At 45.6% G+C, this 18,292-nt stretch carries 14 protein-coding genes; 13 read left to right on the top strand and 1 reads right to left on the bottom strand.

The window, feature by feature from the left end; all coding sequences use genetic code 11:
• Nucleotides 1-64: 64 nt before the first annotated feature.
• The 12 genes from OB236_RS02455 to OB236_RS02400 all read left to right on the top strand — a co-directional run bounded on the left by OB236_RS02455 (nucleotide 65) and on the right by OB236_RS02400 (nucleotide 17,167).
• On the top strand, nucleotides 65-871 hold the full coding sequence (locus OB236_RS02455; protein ID WP_262682544.1) for a helix-turn-helix domain-containing protein: 807 nt from the start codon (nucleotides 65-67) through the stop codon (nucleotides 869-871).
• Complete coding sequence (locus OB236_RS02450; RefSeq protein ID WP_262682543.1) at nucleotides 868-2,598, top strand: cache domain-containing sensor histidine kinase; 1,731 nt, start codon at nucleotides 868-870, stop codon at nucleotides 2,596-2,598. Before OB236_RS02455 ends, OB236_RS02450 begins: the two co-directional genes overlap by 4 nt.
• Nucleotides 2,595-4,193: a response regulator gene (locus OB236_RS02445; RefSeq protein WP_262682542.1), complete on the top strand. Its 1,599-nt coding sequence runs from the start codon at nucleotides 2,595-2,597 to the stop codon at nucleotides 4,191-4,193. The genes OB236_RS02450 and OB236_RS02445 overlap by 4 nt, the downstream gene beginning before the upstream one ends.
• A gap of 165 nt (nucleotides 4,194-4,358) precedes the next feature.
• Nucleotides 4,359-5,267 carry an ABC transporter permease gene (locus tag OB236_RS02440; RefSeq protein ID WP_076228240.1) on the top strand — a complete coding sequence of 303 codons (909 nt, stop codon included), beginning with the start codon at nucleotides 4,359-4,361 and terminating at the stop codon, nucleotides 5,265-5,267.
• A 22-nt stretch (nucleotides 5,268-5,289) separates the two neighbouring features.
• On the top strand, nucleotides 5,290-6,156 hold the full coding sequence (locus OB236_RS02435; protein ID WP_262682541.1) for a carbohydrate ABC transporter permease: 867 nt from the start codon (nucleotides 5,290-5,292) through the stop codon (nucleotides 6,154-6,156).
• A gap of 65 nt (nucleotides 6,157-6,221) precedes the next feature.
• On the top strand, nucleotides 6,222-7,721 hold the full coding sequence (locus OB236_RS02430; RefSeq protein ID WP_262682539.1) for an extracellular solute-binding protein: 1,500 nt from the start codon (nucleotides 6,222-6,224) through the stop codon (nucleotides 7,719-7,721).
• 199 nt (nucleotides 7,722-7,920) lie between these two features.
• Nucleotides 7,921-8,916: an aldo/keto reductase gene (locus tag OB236_RS02425; protein ID WP_262682537.1), complete on the top strand. Its 996-nt coding sequence runs from the start codon at nucleotides 7,921-7,923 to the stop codon at nucleotides 8,914-8,916.
• On the top strand, nucleotides 8,913-9,824 hold the full coding sequence (locus tag OB236_RS02420; RefSeq protein WP_262682536.1) for a creatininase family protein: 912 nt from the start codon (nucleotides 8,913-8,915) through the stop codon (nucleotides 9,822-9,824). Before OB236_RS02425 ends, OB236_RS02420 begins: the two co-directional genes overlap by 4 nt.
• Nucleotides 9,825-9,961: 137 nt before the next feature.
• Nucleotides 9,962-10,678 carry a phytanoyl-CoA dioxygenase family protein gene (locus OB236_RS02415; protein WP_076228230.1) on the top strand — a complete coding sequence of 239 codons (717 nt, stop codon included), beginning with the start codon at nucleotides 9,962-9,964 and terminating at the stop codon, nucleotides 10,676-10,678.
• Between the two features lie 427 nt (nucleotides 10,679-11,105).
• Nucleotides 11,106-15,296 (top strand): NEAT domain-containing protein, encoded by a 4,191-nt coding sequence (locus tag OB236_RS02410; protein WP_262682534.1) that lies wholly within the window; start codon nucleotides 11,106-11,108, stop codon nucleotides 15,294-15,296.
• 179 nt (nucleotides 15,297-15,475) lie between these two features.
• A complete protein-coding gene (locus OB236_RS02405; RefSeq protein ID WP_262682532.1) occupies nucleotides 15,476-16,162 on the top strand; it encodes a C40 family peptidase in 687 nt (228 codons plus the stop codon).
• A 153-nt stretch (nucleotides 16,163-16,315) separates the two neighbouring features.
• The gene (locus OB236_RS02400; protein ID WP_076228223.1) at nucleotides 16,316-17,167 is read left to right on the top strand and encodes an AraC family transcriptional regulator; all 852 of its coding nucleotides are present in this window, start codon (nucleotides 16,316-16,318) and stop codon (nucleotides 17,165-17,167) included.
• On the opposite strand, the gene OB236_RS02395 is transcribed toward OB236_RS02400, so the two are convergent.
• Nucleotides 17,162-18,016, bottom strand: a complete 855-nt coding sequence (locus OB236_RS02395; protein WP_262682529.1) for an AraC family transcriptional regulator — start codon at nucleotides 18,014-18,016, stop codon at nucleotides 17,162-17,164. The two genes, OB236_RS02400 and OB236_RS02395, sit on opposite strands and share 6 nt — an antisense overlap.
• A 97-nt stretch (nucleotides 18,017-18,113) precedes the next feature.
• Here OB236_RS02395 and OB236_RS02390 point away from each other — a divergent pair, with 97 nt between their 5' ends.
• Complete coding sequence (locus tag OB236_RS02390; protein ID WP_262682528.1) at nucleotides 18,114-18,290, top strand: hypothetical protein; 177 nt, start codon at nucleotides 18,114-18,116, stop codon at nucleotides 18,288-18,290.
• Nucleotides 18,291-18,292: the final 2 nt, after the last annotated feature.

Raw genomic sequence — 18,292 nt, 5'->3', positions numbered from 1 at the left:
TGATTACTGACTATAATGGGGGGGACGAATGAGCAAAACGATATGTAAATGAGGTGAAGCCGCGATGATTGAATTAAAATCCGTTCTTCTGGAGGAGGTTGGTCCTGAATGGAGAAAGGCAGAGGAGATCACGGAAGCCCATATTTTCATCTATGTGGTCAGTGGTCAATTGACCTATCGCCTGAACCACCAGGATATACCGCTTACAAAAGGGGATGTTCTGTTTATTCCCAAGGGCACACTTCGTGCAGGTATCGGGGACGGTACCCAAATGCATCAAAAGTTCGCTTTTCTGTTCCAGTCCTCTGGTGCAGCAGATCACACCTCCATTCCGCTGCTTGCACACAAGCCGTATCTGCTGCTGCATACCCGGAATCATGAATATATGAAGCAGCGCTTCTCACTGCTGCTGCAGCAGTGGCTTGGCAAGCTACCGCATTACGAGCTGATCTGTACGGGCATCGTGCTGGAACTGCTCGGCATCGCAGCAAGGGAAGCGGATCATGCAGACTTACCGTTGAAAAAGCTGTCCATGGTGGCGACGATTCAGCAGTATATCCTCGACAGCTACCGCGGACAAATTCGTCTTGAAGAGCTGTCACAGCTCGTTGACCGGACTCCTAATTATGTGACACGAATATTCCGCGAGGTGACAGGACAGACCCCAATCGATTATTTGCACCAGGTGCGTGTGTATGCCGCGCGAGATTTGCTGCTGAATTCGCCGATGACGATTGGGCAGGTCGCTGATCAGCTCGGCTATTGCGACCAATCCTATTTTAACCGGATGTATAAGAAAATCACCGGACATCCGCCCTCCAATCATACCGGGCATCAAGCGATCGGACAGCGGAGAGAGGAGCGGGCATGAGAAGCTTTTCGAGATTGAATTCGATGCAGACGAAGCTGACGCTGACGTTCCTGTTGATCCTGCTGCCGCTCGTGAGCGTCAGCATATTTGCCAATTATTATTCGCAAAGCATTATGAATGAGCAAATTAGTGACCGAACCAAAGGGGCTTTGCTAACTACATTGGAGTATATCGATCAGCTAACCCAAAATATGGATCAGCAAACACTGCTGATTGCGTCCAATCCCAACATCGTCGATATCTGGAAAGGAATCGAGAACCCTTTAAGCCCGGACCATTTGTATGGCATCCATACCGTTCAGCAGCAGCTGACTGCACTGACGAATGTGAATGGAGCGGTCAAGGATGCTTTTATCATTCATGGTGAAAGCGGTAACGGAGTCTCCACACTGAAGGGGGGGATCAAATGGCCTGATGTGAAGAAGGACTATTGGTTTCAGCAAACGATTAAAGGGAGCGGTGGGCTGGTAGTGTACGTTCCGACCAGGGAGAGTCGCAATCCGTCGCTGTATATGAGTGAGGATATGATTTATTATATGCGTCTGCTGGATGTGCTCAGCAGTACGCGAGAACCGAATGTGATGGTGCTGGCTGTCGACAAGCGATCCTTTCAAAAAATCATCCAAAATCTGCAAACCTCCATCAATATGAACATTACGCTGCTCTACAACGACGGATTTGTACTCGAGACCAATCCAAATTCGGAAAATTTGCATAAGGAAGAGCCTTTTTCGATTACCGTAAAAAAGGGTGAATGGTCGATGCGTCTGGAGCAGCCGAGGGAGGAGGTATTCAAGTTATCTCATATTCTTCAGCAATTTACTTATTTGATTACTGCTATCAGTATTATGCTGGCGATATGGATTGCATGGCTCGTGTACAGCAGCATTTCCAAACCTCTGCAGCAGCTATCGGGTGCCTTTAAACAATTCAGCAGCGGGAATCTGGCCTTCGAGGTCGTACATCAGAGGAAGGATGAGTTCGGCTTTGTGATGAATGGCTTCAATCGAATGGCGGCTGCACAGCGTAAAATGATTGAGGATGATTATGAAAAGGAGCTGCGGCTGGCCAAGGCCGAATTCAGCTTGCTGCAGTCGCAGATTAATCCGCATTTTCTGTATAATACACTGGATTCGATCTATTCGGTTGCTTCAAGCAATCGTATTCCGGAAATAAGCGAAATGGTCATTAATCTGGCCCGTTTTTTTCGTGTAAGTCTGGGAAAAGGCAGAGACTCCTTCACATTGGCGGAGACGGTTCAGCATCTGATGTATTATATGCGTGTACAGCAAATCCGCAAGGATCATTTCACCGAGGAAATCGAGCTGGATGAGGCAACGAAGGAGCTGCAGATCCTGAAATTGCTTCTACAGCCTATTGTGGAGAACTCGATCATCCATGGGCTGGAACAAAGCCCCAATGAGGGTTACTTATGCATTCGCTCGCGAATTGTAGAAGACAGGTTATATGTCGAGGTGGAGGATACAGGAGTCGGAATCCCCGAAGACAGGCTGCAGGAAATTATCATGGAAATGGACAAAATCACGAGCAAATCGTATATGAGCTCTCCAGATAAACCAACAAGTCTCTATTATGGATTGAAAAATGTGAAATCACGGGTCAAGCTGTATTATGGCGGTGACGCTGATTTGTTAATCGACAGCCAAGAAGGCAAAGGTACGAAAGTAACATTGATTTTGCCAATGGGAAAGGAAGGACACACATGAAACTGTTAATCGTTGAGGATGAGCATCATGTCAGGGAGCGGATTGCGGAAGGGATCGAATGGGCAGACAATCAAGTGGAGCTGGTAGCGGCCGTCGGCAGCAGCAGGGAAGCTTTAACCATTCTGCAAAAGGATCATATTGATATCGTGCTCACGGATATTCAGATGCCCTTGATGAGCGGACTTGAGCTGGCCAAATGGCTTAAACAGAAATTCCCGCTTATTAAGGTCATTATTTTAACCGGTTATGACGATTTTGAATACGCGCGGGAAAGCATCGAATATGGCGTGTTCCAGTATTTGGTCAAGCCGGCGGAGAACGAGCTCATTATGCGGACAGTACTGGATGCCAAGGCAGTCAGGGAGCGGGAAATTAACGAGAAGCACAACATAGCCACGCTTGAAGCCAAGTGGAATGAGCAGCTGCCGGATTTGCAAAAGATGTTTTATAAAAATTGGTTGAATGGGCGCTATTCCATATGGGAGATCGAGAAAAGAGGCCGGGATCTTCTGTTAGCCCTGGATGCCCGCAAATATTTGCCCATCATATTCGACATGGACCCCATCTCGGAGGACAACGGTCGCTTTCAGGTACAGGATCGATCACTGGTACAATTTTTGCTTGCTACAATTGCGAGCGATGTGCTGGCCGATCAGGAATGTGTGGTATTGCAGGATGATGACGGCATGACGGCTGTGGTCTTCATATGGCCGGATGAAGAGCGGGATGAAACGTTGTACGGGCGGGTGAATCCGCTCATCAGCGGGCTGCTCGGGACGGTTAAGGACTGTCTCAAGCTGACGGCGAGTGCAGGTATAGGGCCTCTGGTGGCCGATAAACAGCTGCTTGCCAATGCCTATAAACAGAGCCGAATGGCTCTGCAGGAGCGGATTATTCTGGGCAATGAAATCGCTATTCCGTATAGGGATGTGGTTTCGATTCAGGACTCGTGGATGATGATGAGCCATTTGGAGAAGGAATATGAGGTTGCTATTGAAACAGGAGACCGTACGAAGTGCGAAGCCTTTATTCAACAGATGATGGAGCTTGGTTTCTCTGCTCATACGCCTGTAACGGAGGCGAAGGAGATGCTGTGGCGAATTACGTGTCTGCTGGCAAGGATTATACATATCCACGGATGGACACTGCGTGAAGCGCTGCAGCAGGATTATGCGGATTTTGAAAACTTCAACCAGCTATTATCGAAAGAGCAGGTTGGTGAATGGCTGCGCCGGATGACTTCACGTATTAGCCAAACGATAACCGAACGGCGGCAAACCGGCACGCAGCTTGCAATGAGTCAGGTAATCGGGTTTATTCAGGAAAGGCTGCATGAAGAGGAATTGAATCTGTATCTGGTTGCCGAAAAAATGTTTATCAGCTATTCCTATTTAAGCCGGACGTTCAAGGAAGTGACAGGGGAATCCTTTTCCGATTATGTACTTCGACTGCGTATGGAAAGAGCCAAGGAATTGCTGACCAAGGGTATTAAGGTGTACGACACGGCTGAGCAGGTGGGATATAAGCATGTGAATTATTTTTCCAAAAGCTTTCAGAAATATTGGGGAGTCAAGCCCAGTGAAATTTATAAATGAACGTGTTCAAACAGGAAAGTCGGAAAGCGATCCGGCTTTTTTGTGCGTTAGTCATCTAGTTCGCAAAAAAGTTGCATGTAAAGGTTTAGAACTGGGGTACGAAAGATAGGTCATCCACGTTATAGTAGAAAAATAAACAAGATCAGACAGCGAGGGGAGAAAGCGATGAAAGCAGTTTCGAAAAGATTCCTGTTCAAATACGTGGATCTTTATCTGATGGTACTACCTGGTTTACTTTTTTTGATTATTTTCAAATATGTCCCGATGTACGGCGTTGTGATTGCATTTAAAGACTACAACCTCATTCAGGGAGTCATGAACAGCAAATGGGTTGGACTGCAATATTTTCGCGAGCTGTTTTTGTTTGATGAATTTCCAAGAGTGGTGCGCAACACGTTATACATCAGCCTGATGAAGCTGATCGTAGGATTCCCGGCCCCAATTCTGTTGGCATTGCTCTTAAATGAGCTTAGGCTGGTTCGGTTCAAGCGTGCTGTGCAAACGGTTACCTACCTGCCTCACTTCATTTCGTGGGTCGTTATTGGAGGGATTGCCGTAGATTTGCTGTCGCCCAACAGTGGTATCGTCAACAAGGCGTTGGAAGTGCTTGGCCTGCAGCCTGTTTTTTTCTTATCTGATGAACGGCTGTTCCGTTGGATTCTCGTCTATTCCGATGTGTGGAAGGAAGCGGGCTGGGGCGCGATTATTTATTTGGCTGCCTTGATCGGAATTAATGAGGAGCTGTTTCAGGCGGCAACGGTCGATGGAGCCGGAAGATTAAGACAGATTTGGCATGTTTCCTTGCCGGGGATTCGATCGACGATCATCGTGCTGCTGTTATTGAGGCTTGGTCATGTGCTGGATGCCGGGTTCGAGCAGGTTCTGGTCATGTACAATCCGGTCGTATATGACGTCGCGGATATTATTGATACCTATGTATTTCGCGTTGGATTAGGTACGATGCAGTTTGGCTTGACGACAGCTGCCGGACTTTTTAAATCCGTTATCGGGTGTGTGCTGCTGCTGCTGGCTAATTATTTGGCAAGAAAAATGGGTGAAGAGGGCGTATTTTAATGATAGAAGGACGGTGGTCTCCATGATACAAACAAAAGGTGAATCTGTATTCAGCTATGTGAATGTGCTGCTCTTGTCGCTCGTTTCCTTATCGATGATATTGCCGTTCATTCATATTGCTGCCAAATCGTTAAGCAGTGAAGCACATGTATTAGCCAAGGACATCACCTTGTGGCCCCAAGGCTTTAATCTGATGTCATATCAATATGTGCTTTCCAACAAGCAATTTTTTTACTCGTTTGGCAATTCGATATTCATTACGGTGGCAGGAACCTTGATTAGTATGGCTCTAACGGTCCTGGCAGCGTATGCTTTATCCAAAAAAACATTGCCCTACGGCAGATTTCTGATGATGCTGTTTGTGATCACGATGTTTTTTAGCGGGGGTCTGATTCCGACTTATCTGGTCGTTAAGCAGGTGGGGCTGATGAATTCGTTATGGGGCCTCATTTTACCGGTTGCGCTGGCTCCTTTTAATCTGATTCTCATACGCAATTTTTTCATGGGAGTACCGGAATCTCTGGAGGAATCAGCTCGCATGGATGGTGCCAATAACTGGCGTATTCTTGGGTCCATTTACTTGCCCTTATCCAAGCCAGCGCTGGCGACGATTTCGATGTTTTACGCGGTTGGCTATTGGAACAGCTTCTTTCAGGCGATGATGTACATTACAGAGAGACGCTTGATGCCGCTGCAAATGTTCCTGCTCCAGCTTGTGACGGATGAGAAAACATCAGATACGGTCATCACCGATGTATTCAAGGAGGTCACCCCCGAGACGATTCGTGCGGCAGCCATTTTATGTGTGGTTATTCCGATCATATGTGTGTATCCATTTATTCAAAAATATTTTGTCAAAGGAATTATGCTCGGTGCGGTAAAAGGATAAGTGCCGTTCCGTTCATTATACAAACAGCTTTTCATGATATGATTAAACAAACAGGAGGGGTTTCAATGAACTACAAGAAATCGGCATGTATAGGGATGTCAGCGATTCTGCTAACCAGCTTTATCGCGGGCTGTGGTAACGATTCAGGCACTAGCACAACTCCGGGCAGCAGTTCCAGCAAACCTGCAACCAAAAACAAAGAATTAAAGATCATGATGTCCTATCACCCATCGTTGGAGCAGTTTCAAGGGTCTGACAATATGAACAGTAATAAATTGGTCAAGCAGCTCAAAGAGAAATCAGGCTTTGATCTTAAATTCGAAGCACTGCCCAAGGATAATCCCTCGCAAAAGGTTTCGATCATTTTGGCATCCGGTGATGTGCCCGATCTGATTCGCATCAATAACAAATCGGATTATTTCAAGCTGGCCCAGCAGGGAGCGTTTGAGCCATTGAATGACCTGATCAAGAGTAGTATTCCGACACTGTCTGCTATGATTACACCGGAAATATTGGACGCTACCCGCTTCGAAGGCAAGGTGTACGGTATTCCACACCGCGTCGCGCAAAAGGTCGGCAACGGTCTGCTGGAACGTTCGGATGTGATGAAAGAGCTGAATCTGAAGGATCCGGAAACTCTGGATGACTTTTATGCGACGCTCAAAACGATCAAGGAAAAGAAAAATATTGCACCACTGACTGCAATGGCCTCCAATCCGGGCGCATTTACGAATTCCTTCACGCCATTTGCACAAGCGTTTGGGGTAGGAATGACGGCGGTAACCAAAAATAACAAGCTGGAATTCAGCTGGCTGCAGCCGGAGTATAAAGAATTTTTAACGACGATGAAGAAATGGTATGGGGAAGGCTTGATTGATCAGGAGTTTTCGATCAACAAAGACGTGAAGGACAAATTGATTAACGGAACGGCTGTATTCACTACAACGGCGTGGTCTGATGCACAAACCATTGATCGATCTATGAAGGATAAAAACAATGGAGGTACGCTTAAATTCATCGCTCCTGTTGTGGGTAAGGGTGGTCAATCGGGTTTTCCAGAGGAACGTCCGATAGGCACTTATTGGGTTATTCCGAAGCAAGCGAAGAATAAGCAGGGTGCTGCTGAATATATGAATTTTATATTTGGTGCGGAAGCGGATAAGCTGCTGACCTACGGAATTGAAGGGGAGGATTACAAGATAGAGGGCGATAAAGTCGTTCAAACAGCTGAGCAAAGCAACGCAATTCCGTGGCGTACGCTGTATTTCTTAGGCGATTCGGACCCGAGCTTCTTTGCACGGCTGGGAGCCAAAGGATTTTTGCCTTACTATGAGCCTTTGATTCCTTTTAAGCGCAACCGTGATGAGACTGCGTATGCTCCTTCCGTGGAAGCGTATGATACGAAGTTTAATGAGCTGCGAAATTACGCAGAGGAGAATGCTTTGAAATTCATCATGGGTAAACGAAGCCTGGATGAATTCGATAAGTTCGTGCAGGAGTTTAATGCAAAAGGCGGCAAGGCGGCGATCGATGCCATGAATGAATGGTATACGAAGAAAAAATAAACGGCTTGACGAGGTAGTAGAAAGAATGTATGAAGTGAAGATGGGGCTGTCCCGCAAGGTCCGAAGAGACCTGTGAGGCAGTCTTCTTTACGTTGACTGAACAAAAGTACAACTTTTACGTCAGGTTTGGGGAAGTTTTGAACAGTTTTCCATGATACAACTAAAGTAGGACTGTATTCGCTTAAGAAGGGAGACTTATATGCAAACGTCCGTGTTCGCTCGTTCGGGTGAAACCATCAGCAGGCTTGGCTTTGGTGGTATGGGTTTAAATGGTATCTTTGGCCAACAAGACGATGCTGCGATGATCCGTTCCATTGTGTATGCGCTGGAGAACGGAGTTAATTTTATTGATACGGCAAGAGTGTACGGAAGATCGGAGGAGCTTATAGGCAAGGCTTTAAAGGAGTGGAACGGGGAAAGACCGTTCATAGCAACAAAAGCTGCCGCCTCGGCACCGCCCCATTCCTTACCCGGCGCAGGCTTTCATTTCCCGCTGGATGTACAATCCACCTACCCGCCCGGATCCATACGGACGAGCGTGGAGCAATCGCTGCAGGCTATGGATATAGAGACACTGGATCTGCTCCAGCTTCATGTCTATTGGCCGCAATGGGATGGTGTAGATTATTGGATGGAAGAGCTGCTCAGGCTGAAAGAGGAAGGCAAGGTTCGATATTTGGGCGTCTCTTTGCCGGACCACCGGCATGATCATGCGATTTCATTAGTTAGAGCGGGTGTTATTGATTCGGTGCAAACGATCGTCAACATCTTTGACTCGGTCGCGCTCGATTGTCTGGTTCCAATCTGCCAGGAGAATAAAGTGGCTGTCATAGCAAGGGTAATTCTGGACGAAGGAGGGCTGACTGGATTCTTGAAGGAGGATACCGTTATCCCCGATTCGGATTATCGCTACAATTATTTTGACTGTCAGCCACGAAGTGTTTATCTGGACAAGGTGGATCGCCTACGCCAATATGTGCCTCAGTATGCAAGCTCATTAACGGAGCTGGCCATCAAATTCGTGCTGAAGGACCCGGGTGTGACCGTTGCGATTTCTTCGATGCAGGTACTCGAATATGCAGCGGAAAATATCGCAGCTTGTGACAAGGAAGCATTGCCCGATGAGTTGTTTGAGCTTATTAAAATACGTGAGCGTTGGATCAGACACTTCTATCATGCTAGGAGACATTTATGAGCAATGACTCTGAAACCGTATCCAAGGTGCTATGGGCCGAGCTGTTCCCGGCTGAATTGATTAAGCGCCAGCAGCAATGTCCTATCGTGTATATGCCGCTTGGTTTGTGTGAGCCGCATGGTCAGATCAGTGCTTTTGGTCTGGACACCTTCAAAGCGGAATATTTATGCACACGTGTAGCCCGGCAGGTGGGTGGTATTGTCGCTCCCAGCATGAACTATCATGTGCACGAGTCAGGGCCTTCAGCCAAATTTCTGGAGGCAAATGTGGGGGAACATAATCCTTATATGTCATCCGTTCCTCCATACGTATTTTACCATTTTTTCCTGTATCAGCTGCGTTCCTTCTATAATGCAGGCTTTCAGTCGGCGGTCATATTGTCCGGGCACGGTGGGGCTCATGTGCATGATCTGCGTAAAATTTCCCGGATGTTTCAGGAGCAGACAGGAATGAACATTTGGTATGGAACGGATTTTGATCTGGTTGAGGGCACGTATACGGGTGATCATGCCGGAAAATACGAGATTTCGATGCTGATGCACATTCGGCCTGATCTGATAGATCCTTCCAAGAAAGCTTTGGAGGAGCTGGATGGGGCTGGCGGACGGTTGGCGGCTGCATTGGATGCCGATGAGGCGACTCGTGCGTACGGTGAACTGATTTGCGATGCTTGTGAGCTTGCTTTAAGCCGTATTGTGACTGAACTTGGACTACAATCCGAACCTGCGACGAATCGGCTCCCCCTTTCCTATGGGGTAGTTGAGGGATTGTGGTCACAGATTGTAAGCTCAGCTGAATCAGGTACCGAGCATTGGGCAGCTTTACAGCCGAGGGAAGGGCAGGCGCCTGTCTCTGAGCAGTCACGTTGGAAGCCTTACGAGTATATCCGAATGCAGACTAACCTGTAATCAAGAGCACTTATGCCCAATTCTTCGAACTCCTGCGAAGGGCTGAACAAAAGTACAACTAATTGATTGAATTGAAGCAGTGAAGAACATATTTTTTCGATATATTTATAGCATACCAAACAAGGAGGGTTCACCCCATGCTAATGACCAACGCATCGAATTTTGTATTGACCGAGGATATGATTGAAGAATTTTACCGCGAGGGCTTCTTCTACGCACCTGGCTTTTTGACCCAGGAAGCCGTTGATAAAATTAATAAGGAGAATACAGAATTTGCCACCCAGCAATCCAATGATGGCAAGTGGAAGTCCAATCCTACTGTAAGCTTGGCCAAAAGTCAGGCACAGTTTCCGGAAACAGTCAATTTCCTGAGCAATACGCGGATTATTGAATCCTTTGAACGCATTTTGGGAGACGATGTCAAGCTGTGGATGGGGATGTATGCTGTTGTTCCTCCACGTGGCGAAGGCTTGGCCTGGCATCAGGATAATATGTACACGCATATTCTTGGGCATATGCTTAATGGTTTCGTCGCATTGGATCACATTACTCAAGAGAACGCCGGCTTGTGGTTGGCGCCAAGATCCCATCGTATGGGTCGTCAAAAGGATCTGAATGAGGCTGGAGAAACACATCGCCGTGCTGCTGATCCGGATAATGGGGCACCTTGCAAGCCGATGGCTCCCGGGGATGCTGTAATTTTCCATCGCGAAACGTTGCATCATAGTAAAACGAACCATACCGATCTGCCAAGAAGAGCGTATGCCTTCCAAGTGGCATCAGCCGTCTGCCGATATGCTGAGACGGGCAAGCTGCTGACAGACCGCGAAGATTTGTCGCCTTACAAGAAGTAATTGTGTTGTGATGTATTTATATAAAGCTGCTCATGGTTGTATAACGTGGGTAGCTTTATGTTTTTTCAGAGATATGGAGTAATTACACATTAAGTTAAATAATATTGAAAATGATTCTCATTGTCAATTATGAATTTAATAACAAATTTTAATAACCCATATCAAGAAAAGTTATGTCAATTTGGGGGTTGACAATTATTTACTCACTCATATACTATCGAAATTGTATGCATACGGCAATTCATTTATCCCGGTATAAGCAGGAAAGAAGATTGATTAGCAAATACTAAGTGAATAAGAAGACGTAACAATATTTTTTTTGCTTTATCATTGAGAATGATTATCGTTATTATTTGAAAGATTGGATAGCCCTACTGATCATTATCGGTGCTATATCCAGGCTGCTTATTCGTAAAGGAGAGATACTGTGAACGCGCAATTTAAGAAAGTCTTGTCAAGCTTACTCATCCTGTTTGTCCTGCTTGCAGGCATCCCGCTTCCGGATGCAACGGCGGCGAGCAATGATCCTACCGTACAATTAAAATCTGCCACAACCTCGGTGTATGGTGGAAACAAGCTCTCTAGCATTTGGCAATCTGTCGGTAATGTGACCAATAGTGTGTACCAGCAAGTGTATGGATATGAAGCGACGATATCCTTCAATCCGAATGAGATGGAATTATCGGGCGCTACTGCCCAAAATCAATTTAATACACCGGTAAAAACGGAAGTAGCTCCTGGAAAGTATCTCGTTACTTTTGATATCAAGGACAGAAGCAATCCTGTCAGTATTACATCTGAGACTTCTTTTCAATTGCTATCCTTATCCGTGCAGACTAAAGCAACCTCGCAAATTAGTAACGTAACGATACAAGCATCCGATATTTCCATTATCAACAAGGATGGCAGCAAATTAAAAGTCGATGATTGCTCGTTCACCTTTACTGTGAACCCGACCGGCAGTAAAGATCAGTTAAATGCTCTAATTGCCCAGGTTGATTCAGCCCGTGAGGGAATCTACAACGGTCAATACACGGTGGGTTCAATGACATCGTTTACTACGATTCTTAATGCGTCCAAAACCATCAGCAATGGCAACCAATATTCACAAGAGAGGATAGACCAGCAGGTTGCACAGCTGCAAGCAGCTTATCAAGAGCTGCAAGCTCATTTGATTACGAATAATCCTGTACCTGCACTGCAAGATGGCGAATACAAGCTGGACTTTATGATCTATAGTAATAAGACCAATCAACAATCCGTTATGTATACTTACGTAGACAAGGACAGCGGCAAATTAACGGTTGCAGGAGGTAAAAAGTATGTCTCGTTTACCTTGAAGCAGAATGCCGAGATTCTGTCATTAAAGACCACGCAGAATGGTGCTTTGGTTGATACCAAAGTAATAAGCAAAGATCTTGCTGCGAACACGAGAGTGGTTGAATTTGAAGTAGAAGATTTGTCCAAGAGATTGGAAGGCTGGGTGAAAATTTACTGGTGGTTGACGCCTACTTTCCTTTATGATAACGAGTACTCCATTGAATTTGGTTTTTCAAATGTTATATCCGAGCAGAACGTAAACTTTACAGCGTTGCATGCTACCAAGGATCAAGCTTCCTCCATGGATAGTTACTTTAACAAGCCAGCAAAATGGAAAGTACAAGACGGTAAGAACAAAGTTTCGTTCACAATCAATAACAGCACGGTGGTACCGAGCTTCAAGGTTGATCAGAACGGTACAATGGTGGAAGCAACTACAGTCAGCACAGATACAGCAGCAAATACAAGAGTGGTTGAGTTTGAAGTGAGCGACATGACGACATTGCTGAACGCTGTGGTGCACGTATCTACCTCACTGCCAAATGGATCGCCCTATGAAATGGATCATTCGATTCGCTTGAGATTCGAAATCTCCAATAAGACCTCCTTGAAAACGTTGATAACCGACGCACAAGCATTCCATGATGCAGCTGTGGAAGGAAGCGCAAATGGTCAATATCCGGCAGGTGCGAAAAGCACATTGCTTGTGGCTATTAATCAAGCCAAGACGACATCTGACAGTACATCCGCTACCCAGCAGCAGGTGGATGAAGCACAAGCAGCTCTGCAAGCGGCGCTGACTGTGTTCAAAGCAGCGGTTGTTGTTGTCACTAATCCTGGGACAGGAACGGGAGGATTAGCGGACGGCGAGTATGCAGTCAGCTTCAACATTTACAAAAAAGGTACGAATGAAAATTCAGTGATGTACGATTACGTAGATAAGAACAGCGGTAAATTAACGGTTGCCGGCGGTAAAAAGTATATCTCGTTCAAATTGCTGCAAAGTGCAGAAATCACTTCGTTCAAGACTGAGCAAGCTGGAATTTTGACAGAAACGGCTATCGTAAGTAAAGATGCCACTAACAACACCCGAATTATTAAATTCGAAGTCAATGATTTGAATGCACGATTGAACGGATGGGTGAAAATTTACTGGCAGGTAACGCCTACCTTCTTGTACGACAATGAGTACGATGTAGAGCTTGGTTTTTCCAATGTAACCACGGAACGAGAAATAAACTTTACAGCGCTGCATGCTACCAGGGATCAAGCTTCATCCATGGATAGTTACTTTAACAAGCCAGCAAAATGGAAGATACAAGACGGTAAGAACAAGGTATCGTTCACTATCAATAACAGCACGGTGGTACCGAGCTTCAAGGTTGAGCAGAACGGTACAATGATGGAAGCAACTACAGTCAGCACAGATACAGCAGCGAATACAAGAGTAGTTGAGTTTGAAGTGAGCGACATGACGGCATTGCTGAACGCTGTGGTGCATGTATCTACCTCACTGCCCAATGGATCGCCTTATGAAATGGATCATTCGATTCGTTTGAAATTCATTATCGTGAATACCAATTCCTTGCAAGCACTTATAGCTGAAGCTCAAGCCATTCATGATGCAGCTGTAGAAGGAACAAACCATGGTCAATATCCAACAGGTGCGAAAAGCACATTGCTAGTGGCTATTAATGAAGCCAAGACGACGGCTGGCAACACATCCGCTACCCAGCAGCAGGTGGATGGAGCGCTATCATCTCTGCAAACAGCGCTAAATGCGTTCAAAGTAGTCGTAGTTGACAAGACTATTGATTTAACTCAGCCTGTTAAAAACGGTGAATACAGTGTTACCTTCAAAGCAGCAGCATCGGAGGATGGCTCCGGAACTCCTATCAGTAACTATGTGGACAATGGAGGCACTCTGAAGGTAGTTAACGGTAAGAAAATGGCAGCAATAAAATTGAAAAGTGGAGTAACGGTTTCGAAAATTCAGCTTATTAAAACTGACGGTACAAAGTCCGAGTTATTACCGCAATATTCACTTAAACAATCAGGGGTCGTAAGAATATTGGCTGCTGAGGAAAGCTCCAGGCAGGTGGAGTTTGAAACTGAGGATTTGACAGCTACCTACGCAATTCAATTAAAGGGTTCAGGAGGGGAGGAACATACCTTTAAATTAGAATTTGACAAGGTCATCGCAGTTAATGTACCCGACGATTCGACAACACCAACCACTCCAACAACACCAGGCACTGGTACAAGCGGATCTGGGAGTTCAGGTGGCGGCGGCTCTGGAGGCGGATCAGGAACGGTACCATCCACTTTGGTTGATGGTAAGTACAGCATGAACCTCACGATTTTTAAAAGCGGAACGGATGAGAAATCGATCATTCAGGATTATGTGCAAAGCCCAGGTATCGTAAGAGTAATTGGAGGAAAACAATACGTTTCCTTTATTATTAAACAAAGTAAAAAAATAACAGAAATGAAGATGGAGCAAAATGGAAGCTTGTCCGAGGTTAGCGTCCTTAGCAAGGATGAATTGAAAAATACTCGTGAGATCGAATATGAAGTAAAGGATTTATCAGCGAGATCAAAAGGCACGGTCAAATTGGCTCAGACAGCCGTCAATGATGTCCAGTCCTTCGATGTTGAAATTGCTTATGATAAGTCCAGCATGACGGCTATTGATCAAAATGCAACACTGACATCAATCACCGAGAGTGGTCAACCAACGGTTAATCCAACAGCAGGACAGATTGCATTAAGCGATATTCAGAACCATTGGAGTAAAGCCGCAATTGGGCGTGCATTGGCACTTGGCATCGTTACTGGGTATGAGGACGGTTCATTCCGACCTGACGGTGAAATCAATCGTGCCGAATTTACGGTAATGATCAGTCGAGCACTCAAATTAGAGGGCAAAGCAACAGAATTAACTTTTGCTGACCTCTCCAGCATACCAGCTTGGGTGAAACCACATTTGGCTCAGACGGTAGGTGCAGGTATTATAACGAGCTATGAGGATCAAACTTTCCGCGCAGACCGCAAAATTTCCAGATCGGAAATCGCGGTTATGATCGGGAGGGCGTTGAAGCTTCCGTCTGATGAAAAGGAAACACTTTCGTTTGCAGATGCCGAGCAAGTTCCATCTTGGGCACGTGCGTACGTTGCTGCTGCGGCTAAGCAAGGAATTATTAACGGAAGAGATAATAATTTGTTCGCTCCTCATGCGAGTGCAACCCGTGCAGAAGCAGTGACTCTGATTGGCAAGCTGTTGGACCAAGTTAAGTAATAATTGCTAAATCATATCCGTTTTGGATGTACGAAGGGTGCCGGGCAACTGGTATCCTTCGTGTTTTATATGTATCTATTAACAAAATTAATATTCTATACCAAAATTTATGTGTTGAGAGAATAGCAAGGAAGAGGGTAAGATGGGAGAAACTTCATTGTGGGAAGGAAATTGACAAGATGAAACAGACATTATCCAAATTTCTACTATGCTCTGCACTATTGTTATCCGCCTCCACTCTCCCTTATCTTACTTGTTCCGCTTCTGCGGAGTCGACCTCCTCAACAGTTCTGTCACAGGGATCTACAGGCACCCAGGTATCCTTGCTGCAAACCAATTTGAAAGTACTTGGGTATTTTAAATACGATATCGCAACAGGTTACTATGGAAGCATGACTTCACAGGCTATCGTGGACTTTCAACAAGCATACAGTTTGCCGACAACTGGAATCGCCGACCTGAAGACCCAGACAGCCATTACAAATGCGTTGATCAAAAAGAAAATCGTCGCTGATAGCTACAATTACCTAAAAACCCCCTACGTATGGGGTGGCACGAATCCGGGCATTGGCTTTGATTGCTCCGGCTTCATTTATTATATGTTTTCGACACATGGTGTTTCCATGAATCGGACGTCTTCCGCCGAATTGTTTCAAATGGGCACAACGGTAAGTCGAAGCAAGCTGCAACCGGGTGATCTTGTTTTCTTCAGTATCAATACACCAGGCGTCGTTGACCATGTCGGCATCTATGTAGGCGGGGGTCAGTTTATTTCAGCGACCCGCTCGGCAGGCATTGCTGTACAGACTTTAGACAACAACAGCTACTGGACACCGAGATATTTGGGAGCCAAGCGGGTTTATTAAGATAAGCAACAAGAACCGGAAGCCAAGCGCTTTCGGTTTTTTTGCCTAGTACTTGCACATGGTTGGATCCGCTTTCATAATAAAAGGATGTCTGCTATACTTAAAGGCTGACAAGTATTCCAGATTCAACCTGAAATGACGGAGGAAGCAGCTATGTTTTACGATGATATTCGTTTGGATGATGAACTTAATTTTGTGAAAAAAGTAGGTACTTTAACCGAGCATGAGATGCATGTTCATGATGCGCTGGAAATTAGCATTGTGTTAAAAAATAATGTCAAATACCACCTGTGCGACCGTGATTATCATGGCAAGCCTGGTGATGTTTATGTGTTTCGTCCTTTTGAGCCTCATTGGAATCTGGCTGAGGAAAGTGATAAGCCGGTAGAGTGGACGATGGTGTTGTTTGCCCCTTCGATTGCGAGGTCAATCCCGGAAGGACATAAGCTGCTAACGCCGTTCTATGCGGCCGACAAGTTCTCGCCATTAATTCCTGCACATACGACGTACGCTCAAGCGATACAATACGCTTCCAAGCTGGCGATAGCCGAAGGGGAACAGCAGCTTCCCGGATGGAGGGCCAAGCAATATCTGTATTTTATCGATATTCTGGTGATGATATTCCGCTACTATGAGGCTGTACAGCTGGATGATCCTTCCAATTCAAAAGCAGATCAGGGGATTATTAATGTCATTCAGTATATGCTTTCCCATTTCTCTGAGGATATCGATATCAACGAAATGATCGTCATGTCGAATCTGCGGAAAACACTGTTTTTCAAAAAATTCAAAGGCACTACGAGTCTGTCCCCCAATGAATTTATTAGCCGCTTACGATTGCAATCTGCAGTCTACCTGCTGGACCACACAGCCAAATCGATCACCGATATCGCTTTTGAGTGCGGCTTCCATTCCTTAAGTTATTTTAACAAGCAATTCAAGCAGTACAGAGGAATTTCACCCAGAGATCAGCGCAACCAGTTGAACATTAGAAGAGAGCTATAAGTCCAAATACTGCTTTCGGTATTGATAGGGCGTGATGCTCATCCTTTTTTTGAAAAACTGGCAAAAGTAAGACAGATTCGCGAAACCGCTTTCCAAACAAATCTCGCTGATGGTTTTGGAGGAGGTTTTTAATAATAAACACGCCTGATTCAGACGTTTGGCCATCAGGTAGTCGGTGATGGTTCCCCCGGTTTTTTGCTTGAATAGCGCAGAGATATGCTTGTGGGACAGATGAACCTCCTTGGCCAACTCGTGAATGGAGAAAGGCTCCTGATAATGCGCCTCGATCCAATCCATAATCCGTTCGGCGTGGTTGAGCGATCGGATTGAAGCGCCATCCGTGCTATCATATTCCGTCCATATCGTGCGAAGCAGGCATAGAAAACGGACGAAGAACAAACCATATTCCTCAGCCAGCGTGTTGGAGGGAACTTTGGCACATCGTTCATGGAGTTCCTTGTAGAGCAGGACCAGCGGGTGCTCCTCACTTAGCTCGAATATTTGCTTGCTCAACTGATCCTTCCATAGATGCTGGAAAAAGCTGCGCAATACCGGAAATGGTGCCAAATAAGTATCAAACAGTGACGGCTCGAATACGACATAGGAGCGTATATAATCCAAGGTGTTATCCTGTTGGATACGGTGCAGTTGGAAGGGCTGGAACACAATCAATTGTCCGCTTTTGAACTCATACATTCGGCTATCCAGCATCAAATGACCTTTCCCCTCGTAAATATACATAAACTCCATCCCTTTATGGGCATGAAAATGGTTAACCATTTTTTGGTCTGCCTGATACTTCAGAACAAAATGGTTATCCGTCAAATCCAAATGCTCAATAACGGCCATACAGTACCTCCTAACACCGTACTTTAACTACATTATAACCGTTATTAATGAAAGTTTAACGTGTTTTTTTATGATAAGCTTTTTAGGAAGAGTCGGTATGGCTAAAGGGGGGTCAAAGCTGAGAATCACTATAATTGCCGACGCGATCAGCAGGGATTCTGGAGCAGCTGTAGATATAGACAGTCATTCCCGGCAAGTATGCAAGCGCGTACATGAGGATGCCAGAGAACTCATTGACAGCGTCCCTGGATTAAGGGCGAATAAAGGAGCTTAGCA

It is taken from the genome of Paenibacillus baimaensis (assembly GCF_025567575.1).
This window is presented reverse-complemented; position numbering and strand designations above follow the sequence as displayed.

Coding starts and splice junctions, on each gene's coding strand:
- OB236_RS02395 (WP_262682529.1), bottom strand. CDS start 18,016: ATGGCCGTTATTGAGCATTTGGATTTGACGGATAACCATTTTGTTCTG.
- OB236_RS02405 (WP_262682532.1), top strand. CDS start 15,476: ATGAAACAGACATTATCCAAATTTCTACTATGCTCTGCACTATTGTTA.
- OB236_RS02445 (WP_262682542.1), top strand. CDS start 2,595: ATGAAACTGTTAATCGTTGAGGATGAGCATCATGTCAGGGAGCGGATT.
- OB236_RS02425 (WP_262682537.1), top strand. CDS start 7,921: ATGCAAACGTCCGTGTTCGCTCGTTCGGGTGAAACCATCAGCAGGCTT.
- OB236_RS02430 (WP_262682539.1), top strand. CDS start 6,222: ATGAACTACAAGAAATCGGCATGTATAGGGATGTCAGCGATTCTGCTA.
- OB236_RS02440 (WP_076228240.1), top strand. CDS start 4,359: ATGAAAGCAGTTTCGAAAAGATTCCTGTTCAAATACGTGGATCTTTAT.
- OB236_RS02455 (WP_262682544.1), top strand. CDS start 65: ATGATTGAATTAAAATCCGTTCTTCTGGAGGAGGTTGGTCCTGAATGG.
- OB236_RS02435 (WP_262682541.1), top strand. CDS start 5,290: ATGATACAAACAAAAGGTGAATCTGTATTCAGCTATGTGAATGTGCTG.
- OB236_RS02450 (WP_262682543.1), top strand. CDS start 868: ATGAGAAGCTTTTCGAGATTGAATTCGATGCAGACGAAGCTGACGCTG.
- OB236_RS02420 (WP_262682536.1), top strand. CDS start 8,913: ATGAGCAATGACTCTGAAACCGTATCCAAGGTGCTATGGGCCGAGCTG.
- OB236_RS02415 (WP_076228230.1), top strand. CDS start 9,962: ATGCTAATGACCAACGCATCGAATTTTGTATTGACCGAGGATATGATT.
- OB236_RS02390 (WP_262682528.1), top strand. CDS start 18,114: ATGGCTAAAGGGGGGTCAAAGCTGAGAATCACTATAATTGCCGACGCG.
- OB236_RS02400 (WP_076228223.1), top strand. CDS start 16,316: ATGTTTTACGATGATATTCGTTTGGATGATGAACTTAATTTTGTGAAA.